Below are 22,313 nucleotides of genomic sequence, written 5' to 3' on the forward strand. Positions count from 1 at the left end.
ATGGCCTGCCCGCCGCGCGCTTTGACGAGGTCGCCGCCGACCAGGCCGGCGCGGTCACACCCGCGGGCGACCTGCGCCCCTTGCGGCGCCGGGTGGACGTCACCCTGGCGCTCTCGCCGCCGCGCTGAGGCCGCAAAAAGAAGAGGGCGGACCGAGGTCCGCCCAGGTGCGTCATCGAGAAAAAGGGGGTGCGGAGGCGGCAGACCAGCGTGTGCGCCGGTCACAAGTCGGGGGGGGCGTCGCCGCCTCCGCAAGACAAGAACGACCAAGCTGCCGGAGCGTTCCCGCCGCGAGCGAAAAAAGTGCGCAGAATTTTCGAGCGGCTAGTTCTGGTCGAGCTCGACGGTCGGCATGGCCTCAAACTCGGCCTTGGTGAGCGGGGTCGAGAACCCCTCCCCGTCAGCCGTAAGGCCGGCCACCGCCAGGCTGCGCACCCCGGCGGTGGGACGGCCCACCGGCCGCACCAGGACCTGGGCAGGGCGGCCATTGGCGCCCAGCACCACCTTGTCGATCTGGCCCAGCACCGCGCCCTTGGCGTCACGAACCGTGCGGCCCTCATAGGTCTGGGCCGCGGCTGCGCCGGCCGCAGGCGGCTGGGCGGCCGCCGGCGCGCTCAGGGCAAGGGCCGCGGCGAAGATGAGGATCGAAGGCTTCATGGTCATGGCCCTTTAGATGGGCGCTCCTGTGGGTCGGCGCAAAGGCTTAATCGGCGACTAAGGCGCGAGCGCGGCGGAACGCTGGCGCTTGGCGAGGCGTTTCAGGGATGCGGGCGAGGGGCTCGCCAGTCCACAGGAGCCATCCATGACGCCGTCCTTCGATGCCGCCTATGGCGCCGGGCTCGGGGCGAGCCGCAGTCCGCGCCGCCGCCGCGCCGCCGCCATCTTCGCTGTGCTGTCCATCGCCGCCGCCGGCGCCCTGATCGGCCGGCTCAGCCACGAGATCGATTCCCCGCGCATGGTGACCGGCGGACCGTTCGCCTATTTCCCCGGCTGATCCGCGAAGGATCGCCGTTTCAGGAGGCCGCTAGAGATGCCGACCTACATGAAGTTTCCCACCCGCGTCGTCAGCGCGACCCGCGCCCGCCAGGGCCGCATGGGGCGTCACATCCTCTGGGTGCTGCTGGTCTCGACCGCCCTGGCGGCCCTGGCCCTGTTCGGCGCCTGGACCCTTCATGCGCCGCAATGGGCGGGCACACGCGGGACGGAGCGGGCGTCGGCCGCCGAGGCGCGCAGTTTCGACACCGGCGCCCCGGTCGCCAAGCAGAAGAGCCCGGACGGCCGCTGACCCAGACGCCTTGCTGAAACGCCAACGGCCGCCCCGATCCCCGAGGCGGCCGTTGTCATTTAAGGAGGAGAGGCTGTGGCGGTCAGACCACCGACTGGCCCCGCACCGCGCGGATCACAAAGGTCGCCACCAGCACGACCAGGAACAGGGCGAACAGCACCTTGGCCACCGAGGCGGCGACCCCGGCCAGGCCCACGAACCCCAGGATGCCCGCCAGGACGGCGAGGATGGCGAAGGTGATGGACCAGCCGAGCATGCGGCGTCTCCTGATCTGGCCGGCCGCGCCCTCAGGCGGCGCGGCGGGTGTTGCGGGGGTGGAAGAACAGGGCCTGCCCGATCGCCGCCTTCACCGTCTCCGGCTGGAAAGGCTTGGTGATCAGGAAGGTGGGCTCAGGCCGCTCGCCGGTCAGCAGGCGCTCCGGGAAGGCGGTGATGAAGATCACCGGCACGTCGTTGCGGGCCAGGATGTCCTTGACCGCGTCGATGCCCGACGAGCCGTCGGCCAGCTGGATATCGGCCAGCACCAGGCCCGGCGTCTTGCGGGACACCGCATCCACCGCCTCGGTGCGGGTGGCCGCGATGTCGACCACGGTGTGGCCAAGCTCGGTCACCAGGGCCTCGATATCAGCGGCGATCACCGGCTCGTCCTCGATGATCAGGACGTCAGTGGCCAGTTCGGCGTCGATTTCAGCCTGGGCGGCGGCGATCAGCTGCTCCACCTGGGCGAAATCCACATCAAGGATCTGGGCGGCCTCGGACGGCGTGAAGCCTTCGAGTGCGGTGAGCAGGAAGGCCTGGCGGGAGCGCGGCGCGATGCGCATGAGGCGACGTCCGGCGTCGTCGACGCCAGAGCCGTCGTCGCCGCCGGCCTCAAGCCGTGCGCCGGTGGAGCACCAGATGGCGTGGAAGACCTGGTAGAGGGCCACGCGCGGGGTGAGGGCCGCATCCAGCGCCCGCTCGCCGGCCGCCAGGGCCTCAAGCGAGACGCGGACATATTGGTCGCCGGTGGTCTGGTCCCCGGTGAGCGCGCGGGCGTAGCGGCGCACATAGGGCAGATGCGGCGCCAGGCGAGCAAGTAGACTCAAAGGATTTCCCCTCCCGTTCGGACACGTCGCCGCGCCAGCGCGCACGCCGGCAGGCTTCACCATGGACTGGAAACGTACGCCTGGGGAACCGGTTCCCGAGATTCGGCGTTTTTGCGGGACTACAATACAAAAGGCGGGAACCAGAGCCTTAAGCGGGGCGTTGATGCGCGACGAGGATGAACCGAGGGGGCCGCCTCCGCCAAGCCGGAGCGCCATGCGCATGATCGACGAACCGCACAGAGAGCCGTCCAAGCGCGGCCCCGCCGCCATCGACGAGGCCCGCCTGCGCCAGCACGCGATTGGCGTGCGGCTGCGCCAGATGTTCGACGACGTGGTCAATGAGCCGGTCCCGGACGAATTCCTCGAGATCCTCCGCAAGCACGACCAGAAGCCCTCGGGGACCGAGTGATGGCGGCGGCTGAGCGGGGCCCCGCCGAAGATCTGGCGTTCAAGCGCGAGCTGGTCGGTCTGATTCCGCACCTGCGGGCCTTTGCGCGCACCCTGACCGGCGACCCCACCAGCGCCGACGACCTGGCGCAGGACGCCATGATGAAGGCCTGGGACGCCCGCGCCAGCTACCAGATGGGCACTAACATGAAGGCCTGGACCTTCATGATCCTGCGCAACCAGTTCTATTCCGAGAAGCGCCGGTCCTGGCGCCAGACCCAGCTTGACCAGGAAGCCGCCGAGCGGACCCTGGTGGCGGTGGACGATCCCGAGGCCCCCGTGGCCCTGGACGAACTTCGCCAGGGGCTGGGCATGCTGCCGCCGGAACAGCGCGAAGCCCTGATCCTGGTGGGCGCCGGCGGCTTCGCCTACGAGGAGGCCGCCGAGATCTGCGGCTGTGCGGTGGGGACCGTGAAGAGCCGGGTGAGCCGGGCTAGGCGCGCCCTGCACGCCATCCTTGAGGACGGCTCCTATGAGCGCGACGGCGCGCCGGCGGGGGATGCGATGCAGGCGATTCTCGCCGACGCGGAGCGCCTCAGCACGATTCGTTAGGCCAGCGCCTTGATCCAGCCGCCCTGGGGCTCGCTCTCCACCATCCGCGTCCGCCTGACCGCCGCCCTGGCCGCCGCCCTGCTGCCGGTGCTGATCCTGGGCGCGATCCAGTCCACCCTCGCTTTCCAGCGCGAGGGCCAGGTGCGGCGCGCCAGCCTGGCCGCCGCCGCCGAGCGCAGCGCGGCCTCGGCGCGGGCCAGGATGGAGGCCGCCGACATCCTGCTTCAGACCCTGGCGCCGGGCTCCATCGGCTTCCAATGCGCCCAGCGCCTGGCCCAGGTGACCGCCCGCATTCCCGGCTACGCCAACCTGATCCGCTTCGACAGCCGCGGCCGGGTGGCCTGCGCCGCCGCTGATGTGCCGATGGACCCCTATCGCGCCGCGCGGCCCTGGTTCCGCCGCATGGCCTCGGGCGAGAACCTGGTGGTCACCCGCGACGCCGGCGCGGCCTATGCGAAGTCCCCGGCCCTGCTGGCGGCGGTGCGCGCCGTGGGCCCCGACAAGCGGTTCGATGGCGGACTGGTGGCGGTGATCAGCCTGGCCAGCCTGGCCCCGCAGCTGTCGGACCCGGCCCTGCCCGTGGACGCCGAGGTCGCCCTGGCCGATTCCGGCGGCCGCTACATCAACGCCACCCAGGCCGAGGCCTTCCCCGCCCTGCCCCGCAACTGGCGCGACCAGGTCAAGGCCAAGGGCTCCTATGTCTGGAACGGGCGGGATGAGCAGGGCCGGCGACGGGTGTTCTCAGCCGCGCCCCTGGTGGGCGATGATCTCTATGTGGTGCTCTCGACGCGCACCCAGGACCTGTTCTCCTGGGCCTGGGTGAACCCGTTGTCGGGCCTGGCCTTCCCCTTGATGACCTTCGCCCTGTCCCTCTTGGCGGTGCTGGCGGCGACCGACCGGGTGGTGATCCGCTGGATCGCCTATCTGCAAAGGATCGCCGCCCTCTACGCCAGGGGCCGCCTTACGGTGCGGCCCGTCCAGGCAGAGCAGGCGCCGCTGGAGATCCGCGACCTGGCTGAGACCCTGGAGGATATGGCCGGCGCCATCGTCGCCCGCGACGGCGAGCTGCGCGAGAACCTGGCCCAGAAGGACGCGCTGATGCGCGAGATCCACCACCGGGTGAAGAACAACCTGCAGGTCATCACCAGCCTGCTGAACATGCAGCAGCGGGCCCTGGCCGACCCGGCCGCGCGGGCGGCCATGTCCGACACCCGCCAGCGGATCACCGCTCTGGCCCTGATTTATCGCGCCCTCTACCAGGGGCCGGACCTGAAGCAGGTGGACCTGCGGCCCTTCCTTGAGGAGCTGACCGCCCAGCTGATGGCCGGCGAGGCCTTGCAGGGCGCGGGCGTGGAGACCGAGCTGCACGTGGACGCCCTGGTCATTGACCCGGATCGTCTCGCCCCCCTGGCCCTGTTCGCGGTGGAGGCCATCACCAACGCGCAGAAGCACGCCTTCGCCGGCCGGGGCGGGCGGCTGATCGTGACCTTCAAGGTGCAGGCGCAGGAGGCCGTCCTGACCATCGGCGACAATGGCCAGGCGCCGGAGGAGGCCCTGGTGGCGTCGGGCGTCGGCCGCACCCTGATGAACGCCTTCGCCCGCCAGCTGCAGGGCCGAGCGGAGCTGGTGCGCAATCCGGAGGGCGGGGTCACCGCGCGGCTGGTCTTCCCGACCCCCGCACTCGATCCCCTGGGCGGCAAGGCTCAGTCCGGGGGGAACCAGGCCGCGGCTTGACCGTTGATCCGGCGTTCCATCAACACGCCCATGGAGACCATAGGTCCATGAAAAAGATCGCTCTCTTCGCCCTCGTCGCCTCGACCCTGGCCGTGGCCGCCTGCAACACCGTCTCCGGCGCCGGCCGCGACGTCCAGGCCGCCGGCAAGGCCGTCACCAGCACCGCCGAGGAGGTTAAGCACTAAGCTCCGCGACGTTCGGAGATCGGAAGCCCCGCCCTCACCGGCGGGGCTTTTCGCATTCAGTCGCCGCCGAACCAGGTGAAGCTGCGGGTCAGGCGCTGGCGCATGGCGCTGACCACGCCCTTGAGCACCGGCTCCTCGCCGCCGCCGGAGCGGACACGGGCCAGGGCCTTGGTGTCGATCTCGCCCTCGAACACCACCTCGCCCAGGATTTCGTCATGGCCCTTGAAGCTGATCTTGCCGCCGGTGAGCTCATAGCTGTCGGGCAGGACCCGGCGCACCGGTCCCTCCTCGCCCTGGCTGATGTCCACGAACTCCAGCATCACCGGCGCATAGGCGGGCGATACGCTCTGGCCGCGCTCGTAGGCGGCCAGTTCCTCCGCTGAGCCCACATGCAGGTTGCGCAGGCGGTAGCTGCCGAAGGTCACGTCGGTCTGGGGCATGTAGTAGCCGAACTGGTCCAGGCCGGCGGCGTGGCTGAAGCCCGTGGCGGGGGCAGGCGCGGACGGGGCCTCAACCGGGGCCGGCGCGGGCGCCGCGGGCTTTGGCGGGGGCGCCTGTTGCTCGGCCTTGCGCTGGCAGGCGGCCAGCAGGAGGACGAGGGCCAGGGATGTGACGAGAGCCTTGCGCATTGCAGCCTCCAAGCGGACCCGGAAGTTCTAGCCTGAACAGAGCCCCGCTGTCAGGCGGCGGCGCGATGGGCCGGGTTGCGGGCGAACAGGCCCGGACGCCCCGCCACCGGCTGGAACGCCTCGGAGACACCGGCGATGCTCTCGCCCTCGCCCAGCACCAGGAAGCCGTCCGGAGTCAGGGCCCGGGCCAGGTTCTCCAGCAGACGGGGCCGCATCTGCGGCGTCATGCCGGACAGCACATAGCGGCAGAAGATCACGTCGAACCGGCCATTGGTGTTCAGGTCGGCGATCAGGTTCACCCGGCGCCAGCGCACCATCTGGCGGATGCGGGGCGACAGCACCCACATCTCCTCGGACTTCTCAAAGTGGGCGACGAGCTTGCGGATCGGCAGGCCGCGCTGGACTTCGAACTGGGTGTAGAGCCCGCTCTGGGCCTTTTCGAGCGCACGCTCCGACAGGTCCGAGGCGAACAGCTCGACCTTGGTCTCGGGCAGGTCGGCGCGCAGGTCGGCGACGGACATCGCCAGGGAATAGATCTCCTGGCCCGAGCCGCAGGCCGCGCTCCAGATGCGGATCGGCTCGAGGCCGCGCAGCCGCGCCAGGGTGGGCAGGATCTCGGTCTCGAACTGCTGGAAAGGCTTGCGATCGCGATAGAAGGCGGTCTCGCCGGCGGCCAGGGCCTCAACGATCGCCCAGGCCAGGCGGTCGTCGCGCTTCAGCTTCAGGTCGCCCATCATGTCGTCGATAGAGTTGAAACCCTCGCGGCGGGCGACGGGGGCGAGCCGGCTCTCCAGGAAATAAGTCTTGTCCGGATCAACCAGCAATCCGGCGCGGGAGGCGCAGATCTGCGCCGCCAGTTCGCAATCCTCGCGCGTCATGCCAGCCCCACCTCGACCAGCTTGGAGGCGATGATGTCGCCGTCGAAGGGCTTCATGATGTACTCGTTGGCGCCGGCGGCCAGGGCCTCGCGGATGTGCTCCAGGTCGTTCTCGACGGTGCAGAAGACCACGGTGGGCTTGGCGCCGCCGGGTTCGCTGCGCAGGTGACGCAGAAACTCGATGCCGTTCATCACCGGCATGTTCCAGTCCAGCAGGATGGCGTCGGGCATGGCCGCGCGGCACCAGGCGAGCGCCTCCATCCCGTCGGACGCCTCGGCGATCTCGAAGCCGAGGTCCTCCAGGATGCGGCGGGCCACCTTGCGGATCACCCGGCTGTCATCGACCACCAGACAGGTCTTCAAGCACGCACCTCTTGCAAGAGGCCTGTTGTCTCGCGGCTTTGGTTAAGGACCCGTGGAAGCCGGACAAGTCTTAACAGAAAAAGTCGCATTCCAGGCGCTCCGCGCCGCGGGGTCAGCCCGCCGGCAGGCTCGCGGCGAAGGTGACCTTCTCCTCCGTCGCCTCGGCGAAGATCCGGCCGCCGGCGTCGTTCACGAACAGGTTCACATAGTAGGCCTGGACCCAGTGCCCATGCAGGCCCTCGCCCATGGGCTCGCCCTTCAGGCCGGCCAGGACTTCCGGACGCAGCCGGGCGCGGGGGCCGGTGGCCTCCACGGCGACGACCACCACGCCGTTCTCCTCAACCGCCTGGATGCGGGCGGTCCCGCCGGTGGGCAGGGCGGCGCCGGCCAGCTGAGCCAGGTTCAGCAGGGTGCGGGCGGTGGGCTTGTTCACCCCCTCCGGCGTCACCTGCCAGTCCATCTCGGCGCGCATGTGCTTGAACAGGCCGTCGGCCAGCTTGGCCAGTTCGCGGGTGTCGAAGGTGTCGGCGGTGGCCGAGGCGCCGAAGGCGACCCGGGTGAAGGCCAGGTGATCGGCGAGCTTGCGGGCCGAGGACGCGATCAGACCCATGGCCTCTTCGCGCATGTCCTGGGCGCTGGGATCATCCAGCAGGTCCAGGCCGGAGACGATGGCGCTCGCGGGGCTGATGAAGTCGTGACACATGCGCGCGGCGAGGTAGGCCGCGACCTCCGCGGTCCGCGGCGCAACGGTTTCAGCGGGGGAGGTTTCGTCGCTCATGGGCTCGGGACCTTGGCCTGATTTGGCGCTTTGGCAAACCGGGCGGCGGGGTTAGACCCCGGCCATGTCCGCCCCCGACCCCTTTCTGGAGCCTGGCGTCCTGGTGCGCCATCCCGGCCAGCCGGACTGGGGCCTGGGCCAGGTGCAGTCCGTGGCCGGCGCCAAGATCACGGTCAATTTCGAGGAGGCCGGCAAGCAGGTGATCGATTCCAAGGTGGTGCGACTGGTGTTCGCCGGAGATGATCCCCGAGAGGGCCGGGCATGAGCTATCCCGACGCCGGGCCGGTGCTGGCCGATATCTGCGAGGCCGCGGGGCGACTGGTCCTGCCGCTTTGGAGATCCGGCCTGACGGTCCACACCAAGTCGGACGAGAGCCCGGTGACCGAGGCCGACCGACGGGCCGAGCACCTGATCCTGGCCGAACTGGCCCGCGCCTTTCCGGACATCCACGTCGTCTCCGAGGAGCACGCCAGCGAGTACGGCGCGCCGGAGGCGGTGGGCGAGACCTTCTTCCTGGTCGATCCCATCGACGGCACCAAGGCCTTCGTGCGGGGCGATCCCAACTACACGGTCAATATCGGCCTGGTGTCCAAGGGCCGGGCTGTGGGCGGGGCGATCATGGCGCCTGTGACCGGCGAGACCTGGTTCACGCGCGGCGGCCGCGCCTTCAAGCGGGTGAACGGCGGGCCGGAAGTCGAGGTCCGCGCCCGGACCTGGCCCAAGGGCGCAGCGGTGGCCCTGATGAGCCACACCATGAAGCCAGAGACCATCGCCCGCTACGCCGAGGAATACGGGTTCGACCATCCGCAGCCGATGGATTCCTCCATCAAGCTCTGCCGGCTGGCCGAGGGCGCGGCGGACCTCTATCCGCGGCACGGGCCGACCATGGAGTGGGACATCTGCGCCGGCCAGGCGATCCTGGAGGCGGCCGGCGGCCGGATCGAGGCGCACGGTGGAGGCCCCTTCGCCTATGGCAAGGTGGCCGACGGGTTCCGCAATGGCTGGTTCATCGCCCGAGGGGCGGCCTGAAGATCAGGCCGCGCGGGCCGGGTTGTCCGCGTCCTGCGCCGGGGCCATGGCCGGCAGGGCGCCGGCGTCATGCGCCCGGGCCGACATCGGCGCGCCGCCGCCAGCGATTAGCACGCCGCAGAACCCGACCAGGAAGGCCAGGGCGGCGGCCCAGATGAAGGGCTTGATCAGGTCGTAGGCGGGGGAACTCGCGCGAGAGAACATGGTGGTCTTCCAGGTCCCAGTCTTCAACGGTCGGGTACGCTGACATTGGAACGATCAGATCGCTGCATGGTTGCGATCTGTCCCTTACCGAATCACATGATTCGCGCGACGGGCGAGGGCGCTTTTGGTCGCAGCACCCTGCCCCACGGTCCGCCGGTCTGGTCGACGCCCGGCCTCGCCGCCTGCAGAAGGCGCCCCAAGGGCAATTGGCGCCTACACGGACGGACGATTTCGGCCCATAAGGCCGGCGATATCCAAGGAGACCCGCCATGGCCCTCGACACCGCCGCCGACGCCAAGACCTTCGACTGGGAAGACCCCCTGGACCTCGCCGCGCGCCTGTCCGAGGACGAGCGCATGGTGTGGGATTCCGCCCGCGCCTACGCCCGCGAGAAGCTGCTGCCCCGGGTGGTCTCGGCCTTCGCCGAAGAGCGGTTTGACCGCGAGATCATGACCGAGATGGGCGCCCTGGGCTTTCTTGGGCCCACGCTTCCCGAAGAGTACGGCTGCGCCGGGGTGAACCACGTGGCCTATGGCCTGATCGCCCGCGAGATCGAAGCCATCGATTCCGGCTATCGCTCGGCGATGAGCGTGCAGTCCTCGCTGGTCATGTACCCGATCTACGCCTTCGGCTCCGAGGCCCAGAAGCGCAAGTATCTGCCCGGCATGGCCAGGGGCGAGATCATCGGCTGCTTCGGCCTGACCGAGTCCGACGGCGGCTCCGACCCGGCCTCGATGCGCACCGTGGCCCGCAAGGCGCCCGGCGGCTATGTGCTGAACGGCGCGAAGATGTGGATCACCAACGCGCCGATCTCCGACGTCGCCCTGGTCTGGGCCAAGCTCGACGGCGTGATCCGCGGCTTCCTGGTGGACCGCGGCTCGGAAGGCTTCGAGACCCCGAAGATCCTCAACAAGCTCTCGCTGCGCGCCTCGATCACCGGCGAGATCTCGCTGCAGGACGTCTTCGTCCCCGAAGACCAGATGCTGCCCAACGTGTCGGGCCTGCGCGGTCCGTTCTCGTGCCTGAACAAGGCCCGCTACGGCATCGCCTGGGGCGCCATGGGCGCGGCGGACTTCTGCCTGCACGCCAGCCGCGACTATGTCTCCAGCCGCAAGGTGTTCGGCAAGCCGCTGGCCGCGCGCCAGCTGATCCAGAAGAAGCTGGCCGACATGCAGACCGAGATCGCCCTGGGCTTCGAGGGCGCTTTGGCGCTCGGCCGGTTGATCGACCAGGGCGCCTGGGTGCCTGAGGCCATCAGCCTGATGAAGCGAAACAACTGCGGCAAGGCCCTGGCCATCGCCCGCGAGGCCCGCGACATCCACGGCGGCAACGGCATCTCCGGCGACTATCACGTGATGCGTCACGCCGCGAACCTGGAGACCGTGAACACCTATGAAGGCGCCCACGACGTCCACGCCCTGATCCTGGGCCGGGCCATCACCGGCGAGAACGCCTTCTAGGACGGGGTGAAGAGGGGGCGGCGCGCAACTCCCACGCTAAAGCGCCGCACCCCCAAACCTTGCGTTTACGCTTGCGCGTCTAGGGTCCGCCCCGAGCTTTGGGGGCACAGATGCAAGCCGCGCCGGAAACACCGACCGACGCTTCAACTACCGCGCAGTGGCTGTTCGAACACAGCCGCGAGCTGCTGTTCGTGCTTGGGCCAGACAACCGCTTCAAGCTGGTCAATCCGGCCTGGCTGCGCACCACCGGCTGGACCCAGGACGAGGTGATCGGCCGCCATGCGCGCCGCTTCCTGCACCCCGATGACATCACCGGCGTCGACGACCACATCACCCGCCTGACCCGCGACGGCATGAGCCAGCACATCTCGCGGGTGCTGATGAAGGACGGCTCCTGGCGCTGGTTCGAGGGCCGCGCCCAGCGGACCGAAGACGGGCACATGATCGGGGTTGTGCGCGACGCCACCGAGGAGCGGGCCGCCCGCGCCGAGCTGGAGGCCGCCCGCCAGACCCAGCTGATCCTGTCCGAGGCGGCGGGTATCGGGTCCTGGAGCTATGATCCCGACACCAAGCTGATCACCTGGTCCGACGATATCCGCGCCGTCACCGGTCACGGCAATGACGATGTCCGGACCGTCGAGCAGTTCCTGGCCATCCTGCATCCCGATGAGGTCGAGGATGTGCGGCGCCGGTTCGCCGAGGGCGCCCGCGAAGGCCGTCCCGGCGCCTTCGACCACCGGATGCGCAACAAGAACGGCCGCTGGTCGAACTGGCGCGTCACCTATCTGTGCGAGCTGCGGCCCAGCGGGGCCTTCACCCTGCGCGGCATTTCGCAGGACATCACCGAGCTGACCCGCGCCCATGAGACCGCGGTGCAGGCCGAGCGTCAGATCCGCGACGTGGTGGAGAGCGCGCCGGTGGCCGTGGCCATGTTTGATCTCGACCTTCGCTATGTGGTGGCCAGCGCCGCCTGGCGGGCGGCGTTCAGCCTGGAGGATCGAGCCTATCTGGGCCGCACCCTGCCCGAGGTGTTCCCGACCATTCCCGCCCGCCTGGTCCGCGCCCAGAAGCAGGCCCTGGCCGGCAAGGTGATGTCCAACCAGGAGGACCGGTTCACCGACAGCCAGGGCAACGCCCACTGGGTGCGCTGGGAGGCGCGGCCCTGGCGGGACGCCAACGGCAAGGTCCAGGGCATGTTGGCCTATGTGGACGACATCTCCGCCGTGGCCCAGGCCAAGCGGGAGGCCCAGGCCAATGCGCGGCGCCTGAAGCTGGCCCTGGGGGCCGCCGACGCCGGGGTCTATGAGATCGACCACGTCAACAAGACCTTCTGGTCCTCGCCGGAGTTCAAGCGGCTGATCGGCTCGCCCAGAACCTACGAGGACGCCCGGTCGCTGCGCTTCCCCTATTTCCATCCCGAAGACGATCCCGGCGTTCGCCAGGCCTTCCGCGACCTGCGCACCGGCAAGCGCCAGCCCAGCGACGCCTTTGAGGCGCGGGTGCGCACGCCGGGCGGTGAGTACCGCTGGGTGCGGGTGTTCCACCAGCTCAAGGTCGACCGCAACGGCGGCTGGGTGAAGGGCGTCGGCCTGATCCAGGACATCGACGACCTGAAGCGCCAGGAGCTGGCCCTGATCGAGGCCGAGCAGGCCGCCCAGGCGGCCGCCGAGGCCAAGGCCGCCTTCCTGGCCAATATGAGCCACGAGATCCGCACGCCGATGAACGGCGTCATGGGCGTGCTGCACCTCCTGAAGTCCGAAGCCCTGACCGACCAGGGCCGGCGGATGCTGGAGGAGGCCCTGTCCTGCGGCCCGATGCTGGCCGAGCTGCTGAACGACGTCATCGACTTCTCGAAGATCGAGGCCGGCCGGCTGGAGCTGGCGCCGGAGGCCATCGCCCCGGCTGATCTGGCCCAGGGCGTGGTCGAACTGTTGCGGCCCCAGGCCGAGGCCAAGGGGCTGGACCTGCGGCTCGAGGGCTTCGAGGGCGTGGGCTATGTCACCGCCGATCCGGTGCGCCTGCGCCAGGCCCTGTTCAACCTGGTCGGCAACGCCGTGAAGTTCACCCCCACCGGCCATGTGCTGGTGCGGGCCCTGCCGGGCGAGGATCGCCTGCGCATCGAGGTCGAGGACACCGGGGTCGGCATCCCGGCCGACGCCCAGGACCGCATCTTCCAGCGCTTCGACCAGGGCGACGCCTCCACCACCCGCCGCTTCGGGGGCTCGGGCCTGGGTCTGGCCATCACCCGCCGGCTGGCCGAGATGATGGGCGGCGAGGTCGGCTTCAGCTCGGTGGAGGGCCAAGGCTCGACCTTCTGGCTGGAGGTCTCAGCCCCGCCGACGGCCGCCCCGGCCCAGGCGCCGGCCGTCGAGGGCGATATCCTGCAGGGCCTGCGGATCCTGGTGGTCGAGGACAACCCGACCAACCGGATGATCGCCACCAAGCTGCTGGAGAACCTCGGGGCCGACGTGGAGGTCGCCTGCGACGGCGCCCAGGGCGTCGAGGCCGCGGCCCAAGGCGGCTTCGATCTGATCCTGATGGACGTCCAGATGCCCGGCATGGACGGGCTGGAGGCCACCCGCCGGATCCGCGCCCTGCCGACCGCAGTCGCCACGACCCCGATCATCGCCCTGACCGCCAATGTGCTGTCGCATCAGCATCAGGCCTATCTGGCCGCCGGCATGGATGCGGTGGTGGGCAAGCCCATATCCCCCGCCGCCCTGCTCTGCGAGATCGCCCGTCTGTCGGAGGGGGCCGACCCCGAGACCTCGAGGGCCGCGAACAGCGCCGCCTGACCCCAGGGGCCTTCCACCGTGGCGGCCGCCGATGCTAGACCGTCTTGGAAAACCAGGGGGAAACCAAGATGGCGCAAGCCGAAGAAGAGCAGAAGGGCACGTCGCTGCGCACCGTCGTGGCCGCCTCGTCCGCGGGCACGACCTTCGAGTGGTACGACTTCTTCGTCTTCGGCAGCCTGACCCAGGTCATCTCCAAGACCTTCTTCTCAGGCCTCACCGACACCGCCGGCTATATCGCCGCGCTCGCCCTGTTCGGCGCGGGCTTCGCCTTCCGCCCCCTGGGCGCCCTGGTGTTCGGGCGGATCGGCGACAAGGCCGGCCGCAAGGGCGCCTTCCTGGTCACCGTCGCCCTGATGGGCGGCGCCACCTTCGCCATCGGCCTGTTGCCCAGCTATGAGCAGGCGGGCCTGATCGCCCCGGCCCTGCTGGTTCTCATGCGTATCCTGCAGGGTTTCGCGCTCGGCGGGGAGTATGGCGGCGCCGCCATCTATGTGGCCGAGCACGCGCCCTCAAACGCCCGCGGCCGGGCCACCAGCTGGGTGCAGACCTCCGCCGCCTTCGGCCTGTTCGGGGCCCTGCTGGTGATCCTGGCGACGCGCCTGGTGGTCGGCCATCACTTTGGCCCCGAGGCTTTCGACGCCTGGGGCTGGCGCATCCCGTTCCTGTTCTCCGCCGGTCTGCTGGCCATCTCGGTGTTCATGCGCCTGAAGCTCACCGAAAGCCCGGCCTTCGCCAAGATGAAGGCCGAGGGCGAGATGAGCCATGCGCCGTTCAGCGAGGCCTTCGGCCAGTGGAAGAACCTGAAGCTGGTGCTGATCGCCCTGTTCGCCATCATGTCGGCCCAGGGAGCGGTCTGGTACACGGCATTCTTCTATGTGCAGACCTTCCTGGACAAGTTCCTGAAGGTGGCGCCGGAGACCATCAATTGGATCATGATGGCCGCCACCGCGGTCAGCGCGATCTTCTACGTCGTGTTCGGCGCGCTGTCGGACAAGATCGGGCGCAAGCCGGTCATGCTGTTCGGCATGAGCCTGATGCTGGTGGCCTACTTCCCCGGCTTCCACATGCTGACCAAGGCCGCCAATCCGGCCCTGGCCGAGGCCCAGGCCCGCACCCCCATCGTGGTGGTGGCCGACCCGGCCGACTGCTCGCTGCAGTTCGATCCGGTGGGCAAGGCGAGCTTTGTTTCGTCCTGCGACATCGCCAAGAGCGTGCTGGCCAACGCCGGCGTCTCCTATGACAACCAGGCCGGCGCGCCGGGCTCCAAGGCCCAGGTCAAGGTAGGCTCGGTGGTCGTGGAGGCGCAGTCCGCCGCTGGCCTCGCCAAGGCTGACGCCAAGGCCGTGAAGACCAAGGTCGAGGGCGAGATCAAGACGGTGCTGGCCGCCGCCGGCTATCCGGCCAAGGCCGACCCGGCGCGGATCAACTACCCCGGCCTGTTCGGGGTGCTGTTCGTCTTCGTGATCGCCGCCACTGCCCTGTTCGGCCCCATCGCCGCCAGCCTCGTGGAGCTGTTCCCGACCCGGATCCGCTACACCGCCATGTCCCTGCCCTACCACATCGGCACCGGCTGGATCGGCGGCTTCGTGCCCTTCACCGCCTTCGCCATCGTGGCGTCGGTGGGCAACATCTATTCCGGCCTCTGGTACCCCTTCGTCTTCACCCTGATCTCGGTGATCGTCTGCCTGGTCTTCCTGCCGGAGACCAACGGCCGGTCCCTGGATCAGTAGTCCTGCAGGGCGGCGGCGAACTGCGCCTTGGCGTAGGTCAGCCGCCCCGCCACGGGGTCGAGGGCGAAGGCGCCTTCGGCCATCCGCCGGTGCAGGGTCCGTACGTCGGGCGCCTCAAGGTCGCGCGGCAGGGCGTGAGGCTGCTCCGCCAGCACCCCGCCTAGGAACATCGCCCCGTAGAAGACGTGGTTCAGGCGGCGCATGAGCGAGAGCCGCGCCCGCTCCGCCCCGGTCGGCGGGCGATTGAAATAGACCCCCAGCATCTGCGCGACCTCGGTCTCGTCGCCGGTCCACAGGTTGGCCAGGGCCGCCAGGTCCACATAACGATCACAGGCGAAGGCGGACTCCCAGTCCACCAGCCATTGCCGCCGCCCATCGAACAGCACGTTGCGCGGGTTCAGGTCATTGTGGCTCGACACGACATCGGCCGGCAGGGCGCGATAGGCGGCCAGGGTCTCGTCCATCCTGGCGAACACCTGCGCCAGGACCGGCAGCGGCCGGAAGGGCGCCGTCACCGCCAACAGGCCATCCAGATAGTCCATCAGCGGCGGAAAGCCTGGCGTCTGGTGCAGGATGCGCACCGACTGGGCCAGTTCGGTCAGGCGCGCGGACCGGTCCTCGGTGAACGGCTGCTCGGCCACGAAGTCGAGGACGGCGATACCCTCGACCGGATCGGCGAACCACACGCGGGGCGACAGGCAGGCCTCGGCGGCGATGCGCAGGCAGGCATAGCCGCGGTGCGGATCGCGGAACACGTCCCGCGCCCCTTCGATCCGCAGCAGATAGGCGACCCCGCCCACCCGGATACGGAAAATCCCGGCCCCGGACAGGCCGCCGGTCAGGCGCACGACGCCGTCCAGGTCCGCCGTACCGAAGGCGGTGCTCAGGGCGTGTTCAATCGCCGGGCGGCGGTCGGCGGGAAGGGGGGCGTAGGCGGTCATCGGCGGCTCCTGTCGGATCCGCTTAATACCCGGATAGAATACGAAGTCAATTAAGCCCGGATAATATTATCCACGTGCGACGGGTAGGACCTCCACCGTCACGCCGGAGGCCGCCAGGGCCTGGGCCTCGCCGGGTTGGGGCGCGCGGGCCAGGATACGAACCACCCGCCGGCCGTCGCGGGCCAGCGCCACCATGTGTTCGGCCGAGGTCTCTTCGGGATCGGCCCGCTCGGCGTCGCGGCGGGCCATGGCCAGGATGTCGGGGTCGCAGCCGGGATCGATGACCAGCAGGTCGGCGGCCGCCAGGGCGCGGCTGGCGCGCAGCGTGACCAGGTCTGCGGGCCCCAGGCCCGAGACCAGCTGGATCTTGCCGATCGCCTTCGGCCCCTTGGCCAGGGCCTCGCGGAACAGTTGCTGAGCCTTGTCCATGTCGCCGGTGCGCGCGGCCTCGGCGGCGGCGCTGGACAGGGCGTCGCGCAGGAAGGCGCGCCGGGCGTGCAGCTCTGGGAACCGGCTGCGGACATCGTCCTGGAACCGACGGAACAGGGCGGCGATCCGGCCCGTCCCCTCCGGCACCCGCTGCTCGATGTCATTGCGCAGCATGGTCGCCAGCATGGGCGAGGCGCCGCCGGTGCCGATAGCAGCCACCACCTCGCCGCGATCGACCACGGCCGGGGTGGTGAAGTCACACAGCTCCGGCCGGTCGGCGACATTGACCAGGGCCCGGGCCGCCTTGGCCGCGGCGTGGGCGCCCCGGCAGAAGGCCTCGTCCGGATCGGCGATGAACACCAGGACCGCGCCGGCATAGGCGCCGGGCAGCTGGGCCTGCGGTCCCTCGACCCGCACCAGCTCGGCCGGCGAGCTTTCCAGCAGGCGCAGCTTGGCCTCGGCCGGCTCGCCGGAGCCGGCGATCACCACCTTGCGGCCGGCCAGGGGGAAGAAGGCGGGAAAGGCGTCCAAGCGCCCTACTTCAAGGTCTTCAGGTAGGCGACGACGGCGGCGCGGTCGGCGGGGTTGGCGACGCCGGTCGCCATGCGGGTGCCCGGCGCGAACTTCATCGGCCCGGCCAGATAGCCGTCAAGATTTGCGTCGGTCCAGGTCCCGGACTTGGCCTTCAGGCCGGCCGAATAGGTGAAGTCGGTCAGGCCCGCGATCTTGCGACCGGCGACCCCGGCCAGGCTGGGGCCGGCGGGCGAGCTCTTGGCGCCGTGGCAGGTCTTGCACTGCAGCTGGAAGGTCTTGGCGCCGTCGGCGGCGCTGGCCGCGCCGGCCGATAGGGCCAGGGCGAGCGCGAGGGGCAAGGTCAGGCGGTGGGTCATGGCGGCGTCTCCTGTCTCTACAAGCTATGCGGCAAGCCCGCGCCCTCGCCAAGACGCCAGGATTTACGGCGTAGGCTAAACAGCGTTAAGATCACAACGGTCGCCAAAACAGGGGGAGGACGTAAAGCCCATGGCCATGACGCTGGACGTGAACGGCAAGCCGATGACGGTGAACGCCGCGCCTGACACCCCCCTGCTCTGGGTTCTGCGGGACGAACTGGGCCTGACCGGCTCCAAGTTCGGCTGCGGCGTCGGCCAGTGCGGCGCCTGCACGGTGCTCGCGGACGGCCAGCCGATCCGCTCCTGCTCCATGCCCATCGAGGGCCTCGGCGGCATGAAGATCACCACCATCGAAAGCCTGGGCGGGACCCATCCCTTGCAGGAAGCCTGGGTGAAGCACGACGTGCCCCAGTGCGGCTACTGCCAGTCGGGCCAGCTGATGAGCGCGGCGGCGCTTCTGGCCGCCAACCCGAAGCCGACCGACGCCGACATCGACGCGGCCATGGACGGCAACATCTGCCGCTGCGGCACCTATCAGCGCATCCGCGCCGCCATCAAGGACGCCGCCGGCCTGGCCGCGGCCCCGAAGGCCTGAGGGGGGATCGACAGATGAACAAGCGCATCGCCCCTGAAGCCGCCCGCAAGGGCGCCACCCGCCGCGACCTGGTCATCGGCGCCACCGTCGTCGGCGGCGCCCTGGCCGTGGGCGCCTGCTCGCCCCTGGACCTGCTGGGCATCGGCGCCAAGTCCGACGTCGGCGCCTTCGGCCCCTTCATCAAGATCGCCCCCGACGGCGCGGTCACGGTGATCTCCAAGCACATCGAATTCGGCCAGGGTAACCACGCCGGCCTCGCCGCCATCGTGGCCGAGGAGCTGGACGCCGACTGGGCCAAGGTCGCGGTCGAACAGGCTCCGGCCAATGTGAAGCTCTACGCGAACACCACCGCCGGCATCCAGCTGACCGGCGGCTCCACCGCCATCGCCAATTCCTGGAACCAGCTGCGCCAGGCGGGCGCCGCGGCCCGGGCCATGTTCGTGCAGGCGGCGGCGACCAAGTGGGGTGTTCCGGCCGGTGAGATCACCGTCAAGGACGGCGTCGTGGGCCACGCCACCGGCAAGTCCGCGGGCTTCGGCGAGCTGATCGCCGACGCCGCCAAGGTCGAGCCGCCGAAGGACCCCAAGCTGAAGGATCCCAAGACCTTCACCCTGATCGGCACCGACCGCGTCCGCCGCAAGGATTCCCGCGCCAAGTCCACCGGCCAGGCGACCTTCACCCAGGACGTCCACAAGCCCAACATGCTGACCGCCATGGTCGCGCACGCGCCGAAGTTCGGGGCCACCGTGGCCAGCTTCGACGCCACCGAGGCCAAGAAGGTCCAAGGCGTGGTCGACGTGATCCAGATCCCGACCGGCGTCGCGGTCCTGGCCGAGAACACCTACGCCGCCAAGAAGGGCCGCGAGGCCCTGAAGGTGGAGTGGGACGAGGCCAAGGCCGAACGGCTCAGCACCGACAAGCTGGCCACCACCTATGCCGAGTGGGCCGCCGGCAAGGGGACCCTGCCGGAAAAGACCGCGTGGCAGGGCTTCGATTCCAAGGGCGACTTCGCCAAGGCGCCCCAGGGCGAGGTCTTCGAGACCACCTACGACTTCCCCTATCTGGCCCACGCCTCGATGGAGCCCATGAACTGCGTGGCCGAGGTGGGCGCGGGCAAGGCCAAGCTGACCTTTGGGTCGCAGGCGCCGACCCTGGACCAGCTCAACACCGCCAAGATCGTCGGCATGCTGCCCGGCGCGGTGGAGATCGAGACCCTGTTCGCCGGCGGCTCCTTCGGCCGTCGCGCCAACTTCCAGTCCGACTACGTCACCGAATGCGTCCACATCGCCAAGAAGGTCGGCAAGGGCCGGCCGGTGAAGCTGGTCTGGACCCGCGAGGACGACATGCAGGCGGGCTATTTCCGCCCGCTGACCCACCACAATATCCGCGTCGTCATCGGCCAGGACGGCTTCCCCGTCGCCTGGAAGCACCGGATCGTCACCCAGTCGCTGATGAAGGGCTCGCCGATGCCCGCCAAGGGCCTGGACGAGACCACGGTCGAAGGCGCCAAGGGCTCGCCCTATCTGAAGGCCACCCCCATCGTCGACGCCCAGGCCCTGCTGCCCGACAACGGCGTGCCGGTCCTTTGGTGGCGCTCGGTGGGCGCGACCCACACGGCCTTCGCCATGGAGCACACCATCGACCAGCTGGCCCGCAAGGCCGGCAAGGATCCGGTGGAGTACCGCCTGGCGCTCTATGAAAAGGCCGGCGCGACCCGCCATATCGGCGCCCTGAAGCTGGCGGCCGAAAAGGCCGGTTGGGCCACCCCGGCGCCCGCCGGCTGGAGCCGTGGCGTGGCGGTGCACGAGAGCTTCGGCTCGGTGGTCGCCCAGATCGCCGAGGTGCAACTGGTGGACGGCCAGCCCAAGGTCGGCCGCGTGGTCACCGCCGTGGACTGCGGCGTCGCCATCGCCCCGGACCAGATCGCCTCCCAGATGGAAGGGGGCATCTGCTACGGCCTGTCGGCGGCCCTGTTCGGCAAGGTCACCCTGAAGGACGGCGTGGTCGAACAAACCAACTTCGACACCTACCGGGTGCTGCGCAATTCCGAGGCCCCGACGGTGGAGACCTATATCGTCCCCTCCGGCAATGCGCCCTCGGGCGTGGGCGAACCCGGCACCCCGGTCATCGCCCCGGCCGTGGCCAACGCCATCCTGGCCCTCAACGGCCAAGCGACCACCAGCCTGCCGATGGTCAAGGCCTGATCCATGAGCAGAGCCCCGGTTCGTCCGGGGCTCTGTCACTCTCCATCTGAAGCGGGAAGGGCGTCGCCGAGATCACGCGCGCCGTGGAGGACCCGGATCACGAGAATCTGGTCTTCAAGCACCCTGTAGAAGATGACGAAGGGCGCGACGCTCCAGCTCCGCAGTTGACCCGGCAATTCCGGGCGAAGCCGCCCAAGCTGCGGGTGATCCGCCAGGCGGTCCTCAGCTTCCAGCAGCGCGGTGAGCACTCTGTCCGCCACAAGCGGACGATCCTTTGCGATCGTGACCCAGATATCCGTCAGATCCTGTTCTGCCGCGGCGGAACGGCGAACAGACCTCGTCACGCCTTGGCCTTGAGGGCTTCCAACCGGCGGCGTCCCTCAGCGATGATTTCGTCGGCGGTTCGCCGACCCGGCGCGATTCCGCTGTCGAGGCCTTCCTGGATGAGCCCCCTTAGCTCCGCCAGTCGGGCTCCCCGGTGCGCTTCAAGTTCGGAGAAGTCCCGGATCGCCGCGCGGATCACTTCGCTGGTCGAGGCGTAGCGGCCGCTGTTGACGGCGCCGCGCACCACATCCGCGAGCTCACCCGTGAGAGAGATCGAAATCTTTTCAACCTTGGCCATAGCGCGCTCCTAAAGGCCGCGATGGTACGACTATTTCCTACCAGCGTCGAGATCGCCGCGCTCGTCGACATCGAACAGCACGCCGTCGTCGGGCGCTTCGATCAGGGCCAGGCGAGGGCCGAGGTCCTTCAGGACGCCACGGGCGCCGGCGTCGCCTTTCAGGGTGAGCAGGCCCGGGATCAGGTCGGCGCCGATCAGGGTGGGATGCCCTCGCTGCCCCCGGAAGGCCGCCGAGGCGGCCGGCGCGCCGGCGAGCACCGCCGCCGCCAGTTGGTCGGCCACGCCCGCAGGGACACGCGGCATGTCGCCCAGGAAGACGAACACGCCATCCAGGTTTGGAGACAGGGCCGCAGCGCCGGTTCGCAGGGAGGCTCCCATGCCCTCGGCATGGTCGGCGGCGTGAACCAGGGCGAGCCGCATGGCCTCGCCGTGACGCGCGGCATGGGCGGTGGCGGCGGCGCCCACAGCCTCGGCGTCCGTCCCCGTCACCACGATCACCCGGCCCACGGGCGCGGCGAAAGCGGCCTCCAGGGCGCCGTCCAGCAACACCCCGCCGCGCCAGGGGGCCAGCAGCTTGCCGCCGCCGAACCGCGAGCCCGCTCCGGCCGCGAGCACGATGGCTTCGAAAGCTACGCCGTCCACCCCTGTCATCCCGTGTCCTTCGTCTCTATGTTGCCGGTGTCATGACGCCTTACGACGCCTCGTCTCCGCCAAGGCCCGCCCTGATCGACGGGTTCGGTCGCACGGTGACCTATCTGCGGGTCTCGGTCACGGACCGATGCGACCTGCGCTGCGTCTATTGCATGGCCGAGCACATGACCTTCCTGCCGAAGAAGGAGGTGCTGACCCTCGAGGAGCTGGACCGCATCGCCTCGGCCTTCGTGGGCTTGGGCGTGAGGAAGCTGCGGATCACTGGCGGTGAGCCCTTGGTGCGCAAAGGGGTGATGGACCTGATCGGATCGCTGGGCCGTCACCTGAGGTCCGGCGCCCTGGACGAGCTGACCCTGACCACCAACGGCACCCGTCTGGCGGAGTTCGCCAAGGGCCTGGCCGAGGCCGGGGTGCGACGGGTCAATGTCTCGCTGGACACCCTCAAGCCCGAGCTGTTCCGCACCCTGACCCGCGGCGGCCAGCTCGCCCAGGTCATCGCCGGGATCGACGCCGCCCAGGCCGCCGGCCTGAAGGTCAAGATCAACGCCGTCGCCCTGAAGGATGACAACGCCGACGAGCTGCCCGAGCTGATCACCTGGGCCCATGGCCGGGGCTGCGACATGACCCTGATCGAGGCCATGCCGCTGGGCGAGATCGAGGTCGACCGCACCGACCAGTTCCTGTCGCTGAAAGACGTCCGTCGCGAGCTGGAGAGCTTCTGGACCCTCAGCGATATCGACCACCAGACCGGCGGCCCGGCCCGCTATGTCCGCGTGGCCGAGACCGGCGGCCGGCTGGGCTTCATCACCCCCCTCAGCCATAACTTCTG

General features: G+C 69.6%; 28 protein-coding genes. 14 read left to right on the forward strand and 14 right to left on the reverse strand.

The features are described 5' to 3' along the window. Positions 1 to 323 precede the first annotated feature (323 nt). Positions 324 to 656, reverse strand: a complete 333-nt coding sequence (locus tag ACFQ27_RS17265; RefSeq protein ID WP_377354466.1) for a hypothetical protein — start codon at positions 654 to 656, stop codon at positions 324 to 326. A gap of 145 nt (positions 657 to 801) precedes the next feature. Here ACFQ27_RS17265 and ACFQ27_RS17270 point away from each other — a divergent pair, with 145 nt between their 5' ends. After that, entirely contained in the window at positions 802 to 993 is a 192-nt protein-coding gene (locus ACFQ27_RS17270) for a hypothetical protein (RefSeq protein ID WP_374346000.1), read from the forward strand. 36 nt (positions 994 to 1,029) lie between these two features. After that, entirely contained in the window at positions 1,030 to 1,284 is a 255-nt protein-coding gene (locus tag ACFQ27_RS17275; protein WP_374345999.1) for a hypothetical protein, read from the forward strand. Between the two features lie 82 nt (positions 1,285 to 1,366). Here ACFQ27_RS17275 and ACFQ27_RS17280 read toward each other — a convergent pair whose 3' ends face one another. Next, positions 1,367 to 1,540: a DUF1328 domain-containing protein gene (locus ACFQ27_RS17280; RefSeq protein ID WP_374345997.1), complete on the reverse strand. Its 174-nt coding sequence runs from the start codon at positions 1,538 to 1,540 to the stop codon at positions 1,367 to 1,369. A 31-nt stretch (positions 1,541 to 1,571) separates the two neighbouring features. After that, a complete protein-coding gene (gene phyR, locus ACFQ27_RS17285) occupies positions 1,572 to 2,369 on the reverse strand; it encodes an anti-anti sigma factor/receiver protein PhyR (protein ID WP_374345996.1) in 798 nt (265 codons plus the stop codon). A gap of 220 nt (positions 2,370 to 2,589) precedes the next feature. Here phyR and nepR point away from each other — a divergent pair, with 220 nt between their 5' ends. Genes nepR through ACFQ27_RS17305 form a run of 4 tightly spaced genes read left to right on the forward strand, consistent with a single transcriptional unit; the run spans position 2,590 to position 5,287 of the window. Beyond that, on the forward strand, positions 2,590 to 2,778 hold the full coding sequence (nepR, locus tag ACFQ27_RS17290) for an anti-sigma T factor NepR (protein ID WP_374345994.1): 189 nt from the start codon (positions 2,590 to 2,592) through the stop codon (positions 2,776 to 2,778). Continuing rightward, positions 2,778 to 3,368, forward strand: coding sequence for a sigma-70 family RNA polymerase sigma factor (locus tag ACFQ27_RS17295; RefSeq protein WP_377354467.1), 591 nt, complete (start codon positions 2,778 to 2,780; stop codon positions 3,366 to 3,368). Before nepR ends, ACFQ27_RS17295 begins: the two co-directional genes overlap by 1 nt. Positions 3,369 to 3,377: 9 nt before the next feature. Beyond that, positions 3,378 to 5,102 (forward strand): sensor histidine kinase PhyK, encoded by a 1,725-nt coding sequence (gene phyK / locus ACFQ27_RS17300; protein WP_377354468.1) that lies wholly within the window; start codon positions 3,378 to 3,380, stop codon positions 5,100 to 5,102. 47 nt (positions 5,103 to 5,149) lie between these two features. Beyond that, complete coding sequence (locus ACFQ27_RS17305; protein ID WP_374345990.1) at positions 5,150 to 5,287, forward strand: entericidin A/B family lipoprotein; 138 nt, start codon at positions 5,150 to 5,152, stop codon at positions 5,285 to 5,287. A 56-nt stretch (positions 5,288 to 5,343) separates the two neighbouring features. On the opposite strand, the gene ACFQ27_RS17310 is transcribed toward ACFQ27_RS17305, so the two are convergent. The 4 genes from ACFQ27_RS17310 to chpT form a co-directional block, all read right to left on the reverse strand. Further along, positions 5,344 to 5,916, reverse strand: coding sequence for a hypothetical protein (locus tag ACFQ27_RS17310; protein ID WP_374345988.1), 573 nt, complete (start codon positions 5,914 to 5,916; stop codon positions 5,344 to 5,346). Positions 5,917 to 5,966: 50 nt separating this feature from the next. After that, the gene (locus ACFQ27_RS17315; RefSeq protein ID WP_377354469.1) at positions 5,967 to 6,794 is read right to left on the reverse strand and encodes a CheR family methyltransferase; all 828 of its coding nucleotides are present in this window, start codon (positions 6,792 to 6,794) and stop codon (positions 5,967 to 5,969) included. Further along, on the reverse strand, positions 6,791 to 7,156 hold the full coding sequence (locus ACFQ27_RS17320; protein WP_374345984.1) for a response regulator: 366 nt from the start codon (positions 7,154 to 7,156) through the stop codon (positions 6,791 to 6,793). The genes ACFQ27_RS17315 and ACFQ27_RS17320 overlap by 4 nt, the downstream gene beginning before the upstream one ends. A gap of 112 nt (positions 7,157 to 7,268) precedes the next feature. Then, a complete protein-coding gene (gene chpT, locus ACFQ27_RS17325) occupies positions 7,269 to 7,934 on the reverse strand; it encodes a histidine phosphotransferase ChpT (RefSeq protein ID WP_374345982.1) in 666 nt (221 codons plus the stop codon). Between the two features lie 64 nt (positions 7,935 to 7,998). Here chpT and ACFQ27_RS17330 point away from each other — a divergent pair, with 64 nt between their 5' ends. Both ACFQ27_RS17330 and cysQ read left to right on the forward strand, forming a co-directional pair. Further along, positions 7,999 to 8,199 (forward strand): DUF3553 domain-containing protein, encoded by a 201-nt coding sequence (locus tag ACFQ27_RS17330; protein ID WP_374345980.1) that lies wholly within the window; start codon positions 7,999 to 8,001, stop codon positions 8,197 to 8,199. Beyond that, positions 8,196 to 8,963, forward strand: a complete 768-nt coding sequence (gene cysQ / locus ACFQ27_RS17335) for a 3'(2'),5'-bisphosphate nucleotidase CysQ (RefSeq protein ID WP_377354470.1) — start codon at positions 8,196 to 8,198, stop codon at positions 8,961 to 8,963. Before ACFQ27_RS17330 ends, cysQ begins: the two co-directional genes overlap by 4 nt. 3 nt (positions 8,964 to 8,966) lie before the next feature. On the opposite strand, the gene ACFQ27_RS17340 is transcribed toward cysQ, so the two are convergent. After that, complete coding sequence (locus ACFQ27_RS17340) at positions 8,967 to 9,167, reverse strand: hypothetical protein (RefSeq protein WP_374345976.1); 201 nt, start codon at positions 9,165 to 9,167, stop codon at positions 8,967 to 8,969. 269 nt (positions 9,168 to 9,436) lie between these two features. On the opposite strand from ACFQ27_RS17340, the gene ACFQ27_RS17345 reads away from it, so the two are divergent. The 3 genes from ACFQ27_RS17345 (at position 9,437) to ACFQ27_RS17355 (ending at position 15,152) form a co-directional block, all read left to right on the forward strand. Next, entirely contained in the window at positions 9,437 to 10,627 is a 1,191-nt protein-coding gene (locus tag ACFQ27_RS17345; RefSeq protein ID WP_374345974.1) for an acyl-CoA dehydrogenase, read from the forward strand. 110 nt (positions 10,628 to 10,737) lie between these two features. After that, positions 10,738 to 13,422 (forward strand): PAS domain-containing hybrid sensor histidine kinase/response regulator, encoded by a 2,685-nt coding sequence (locus tag ACFQ27_RS17350; protein WP_377354471.1) that lies wholly within the window; start codon positions 10,738 to 10,740, stop codon positions 13,420 to 13,422. A 68-nt stretch (positions 13,423 to 13,490) separates the two neighbouring features. Then, positions 13,491 to 15,152 carry an MFS transporter gene (locus ACFQ27_RS17355; RefSeq protein WP_374345971.1) on the forward strand — a complete coding sequence of 554 codons (1,662 nt, stop codon included), beginning with the start codon at positions 13,491 to 13,493 and terminating at the stop codon, positions 15,150 to 15,152. Here ACFQ27_RS17355 and ACFQ27_RS17360 read toward each other — a convergent pair. The 3 genes from ACFQ27_RS17360 to ACFQ27_RS17370 form a co-directional block, all read right to left on the reverse strand. Next, positions 15,146 to 16,093, reverse strand: coding sequence for a phosphotransferase (locus ACFQ27_RS17360; RefSeq protein WP_377354472.1), 948 nt, complete (start codon positions 16,091 to 16,093; stop codon positions 15,146 to 15,148). The two genes, ACFQ27_RS17355 and ACFQ27_RS17360, sit on opposite strands and share 7 nt — an antisense overlap. A 66-nt stretch (positions 16,094 to 16,159) precedes the next feature. Next, complete coding sequence (locus tag ACFQ27_RS17365; protein ID WP_374345969.1) at positions 16,160 to 17,053, reverse strand: NAD(P)-dependent oxidoreductase; 894 nt, start codon at positions 17,051 to 17,053, stop codon at positions 16,160 to 16,162. Positions 17,054 to 17,058: 5 nt separating this feature from the next. After that, positions 17,059 to 17,412, reverse strand: coding sequence for a c-type cytochrome (locus ACFQ27_RS17370; protein ID WP_374345968.1), 354 nt, complete (start codon positions 17,410 to 17,412; stop codon positions 17,059 to 17,061). Positions 17,413 to 17,542: 130 nt separating this feature from the next. Between ACFQ27_RS17370 and ACFQ27_RS17375 the strand changes: the two genes are divergently transcribed. Together ACFQ27_RS17375 and ACFQ27_RS17380 are read left to right on the forward strand one after the other, a co-directional pair. Then, positions 17,543 to 18,007, forward strand: coding sequence for a (2Fe-2S)-binding protein (locus ACFQ27_RS17375; RefSeq protein ID WP_374345967.1), 465 nt, complete (start codon positions 17,543 to 17,545; stop codon positions 18,005 to 18,007). A 14-nt stretch (positions 18,008 to 18,021) separates the two neighbouring features. Then, on the forward strand, positions 18,022 to 20,211 hold the full coding sequence (locus tag ACFQ27_RS17380; protein WP_377354473.1) for a xanthine dehydrogenase family protein molybdopterin-binding subunit: 2,190 nt from the start codon (positions 18,022 to 18,024) through the stop codon (positions 20,209 to 20,211). A gap of 35 nt (positions 20,212 to 20,246) precedes the next feature. Here the strand turns inward: ACFQ27_RS17380 and ACFQ27_RS17385 are convergent, their stop codons facing one another. The 3 genes from ACFQ27_RS17385 to ACFQ27_RS17395 are packed head-to-tail and all read right to left on the reverse strand — an operon-like array spanning position 20,247 to position 21,484. Then, positions 20,247 to 20,555 (reverse strand): type II toxin-antitoxin system RelE/ParE family toxin, encoded by a 309-nt coding sequence (locus tag ACFQ27_RS17385; RefSeq protein WP_377354474.1) that lies wholly within the window; start codon positions 20,553 to 20,555, stop codon positions 20,247 to 20,249. Next, on the reverse strand, positions 20,552 to 20,833 hold the full coding sequence (locus ACFQ27_RS17390) for a type II toxin-antitoxin system ParD family antitoxin (protein ID WP_377354475.1): 282 nt from the start codon (positions 20,831 to 20,833) through the stop codon (positions 20,552 to 20,554). Before ACFQ27_RS17390 ends, ACFQ27_RS17385 begins: the two co-directional genes overlap by 4 nt. Before the next feature lie 30 nt (positions 20,834 to 20,863). Then, complete coding sequence (locus ACFQ27_RS17395; protein ID WP_377354476.1) at positions 20,864 to 21,484, reverse strand: nucleotidyltransferase family protein; 621 nt, start codon at positions 21,482 to 21,484, stop codon at positions 20,864 to 20,866. Positions 21,485 to 21,516: 32 nt separating this feature from the next. Between ACFQ27_RS17395 and moaA the strand changes: the two genes are divergently transcribed. Next, a partial coding sequence (gene moaA / locus ACFQ27_RS17400; protein ID WP_377354477.1) for a GTP 3',8-cyclase MoaA occupies positions 21,517 to 22,313 on the forward strand: 797 nt, incomplete at its 3' end.

Source organism: Phenylobacterium conjunctum, from assembly GCF_042679085.1.
Lineage (GTDB): Bacteria > Pseudomonadota > Alphaproteobacteria > Caulobacterales > Caulobacteraceae > Phenylobacterium > Phenylobacterium conjunctum.

Excerpts from the sequence above, each read along its gene's own strand:
- ACFQ27_RS17265 (WP_377354466.1), bottom strand. The coding sequence starts at position 656 with ATGAAGCCTTCGATCCTCATCTTCGCCGCGGCCCTTGCCCTGAGCGCG.
- ACFQ27_RS17270 (WP_374346000.1), top strand. The coding sequence starts at position 802 with ATGACGCCGTCCTTCGATGCCGCCTATGGCGCCGGGCTCGGGGCGAGC.
- ACFQ27_RS17275 (WP_374345999.1), top strand. The coding sequence starts at position 1,030 with ATGCCGACCTACATGAAGTTTCCCACCCGCGTCGTCAGCGCGACCCGC.
- ACFQ27_RS17280 (WP_374345997.1), bottom strand. The coding sequence starts at position 1,540 with ATGCTCGGCTGGTCCATCACCTTCGCCATCCTCGCCGTCCTGGCGGGC.
- nepR (WP_374345994.1), top strand. The coding sequence starts at position 2,590 with ATGATCGACGAACCGCACAGAGAGCCGTCCAAGCGCGGCCCCGCCGCC.
- ACFQ27_RS17295 (WP_377354467.1), top strand. The coding sequence starts at position 2,778 with ATGGCGGCGGCTGAGCGGGGCCCCGCCGAAGATCTGGCGTTCAAGCGC.
- ACFQ27_RS17305 (WP_374345990.1), top strand. The coding sequence starts at position 5,150 with ATGAAAAAGATCGCTCTCTTCGCCCTCGTCGCCTCGACCCTGGCCGTG.
- ACFQ27_RS17310 (WP_374345988.1), bottom strand. The coding sequence starts at position 5,916 with ATGCGCAAGGCTCTCGTCACATCCCTGGCCCTCGTCCTCCTGCTGGCC.
- ACFQ27_RS17315 (WP_377354469.1), bottom strand. The coding sequence starts at position 6,794 with ATGACGCGCGAGGATTGCGAACTGGCGGCGCAGATCTGCGCCTCCCGC.
- chpT (WP_374345982.1), bottom strand. The coding sequence starts at position 7,934 with ATGAGCGACGAAACCTCCCCCGCTGAAACCGTTGCGCCGCGGACCGCG.
- ACFQ27_RS17330 (WP_374345980.1), top strand. The coding sequence starts at position 7,999 with ATGTCCGCCCCCGACCCCTTTCTGGAGCCTGGCGTCCTGGTGCGCCAT.
- cysQ (WP_377354470.1), top strand. The coding sequence starts at position 8,196 with ATGAGCTATCCCGACGCCGGGCCGGTGCTGGCCGATATCTGCGAGGCC.
- ACFQ27_RS17340 (WP_374345976.1), bottom strand. The coding sequence starts at position 9,167 with ATGTTCTCTCGCGCGAGTTCCCCCGCCTACGACCTGATCAAGCCCTTC.
- ACFQ27_RS17345 (WP_374345974.1), top strand. The coding sequence starts at position 9,437 with ATGGCCCTCGACACCGCCGCCGACGCCAAGACCTTCGACTGGGAAGAC.
- ACFQ27_RS17350 (WP_377354471.1), top strand. The coding sequence starts at position 10,738 with ATGCAAGCCGCGCCGGAAACACCGACCGACGCTTCAACTACCGCGCAG.
- ACFQ27_RS17355 (WP_374345971.1), top strand. The coding sequence starts at position 13,491 with ATGGCGCAAGCCGAAGAAGAGCAGAAGGGCACGTCGCTGCGCACCGTC.
- ACFQ27_RS17360 (WP_377354472.1), bottom strand. The coding sequence starts at position 16,093 with ATGACCGCCTACGCCCCCCTTCCCGCCGACCGCCGCCCGGCGATTGAA.
- ACFQ27_RS17370 (WP_374345968.1), bottom strand. The coding sequence starts at position 17,412 with ATGACCCACCGCCTGACCTTGCCCCTCGCGCTCGCCCTGGCCCTATCG.
- ACFQ27_RS17375 (WP_374345967.1), top strand. The coding sequence starts at position 17,543 with ATGGCCATGACGCTGGACGTGAACGGCAAGCCGATGACGGTGAACGCC.
- ACFQ27_RS17380 (WP_377354473.1), top strand. The coding sequence starts at position 18,022 with ATGAACAAGCGCATCGCCCCTGAAGCCGCCCGCAAGGGCGCCACCCGC.
- ACFQ27_RS17390 (WP_377354475.1), bottom strand. The coding sequence starts at position 20,833 with ATGGCCAAGGTTGAAAAGATTTCGATCTCTCTCACGGGTGAGCTCGCG.
- ACFQ27_RS17395 (WP_377354476.1), bottom strand. The coding sequence starts at position 21,484 with ATGACAGGGGTGGACGGCGTAGCTTTCGAAGCCATCGTGCTCGCGGCC.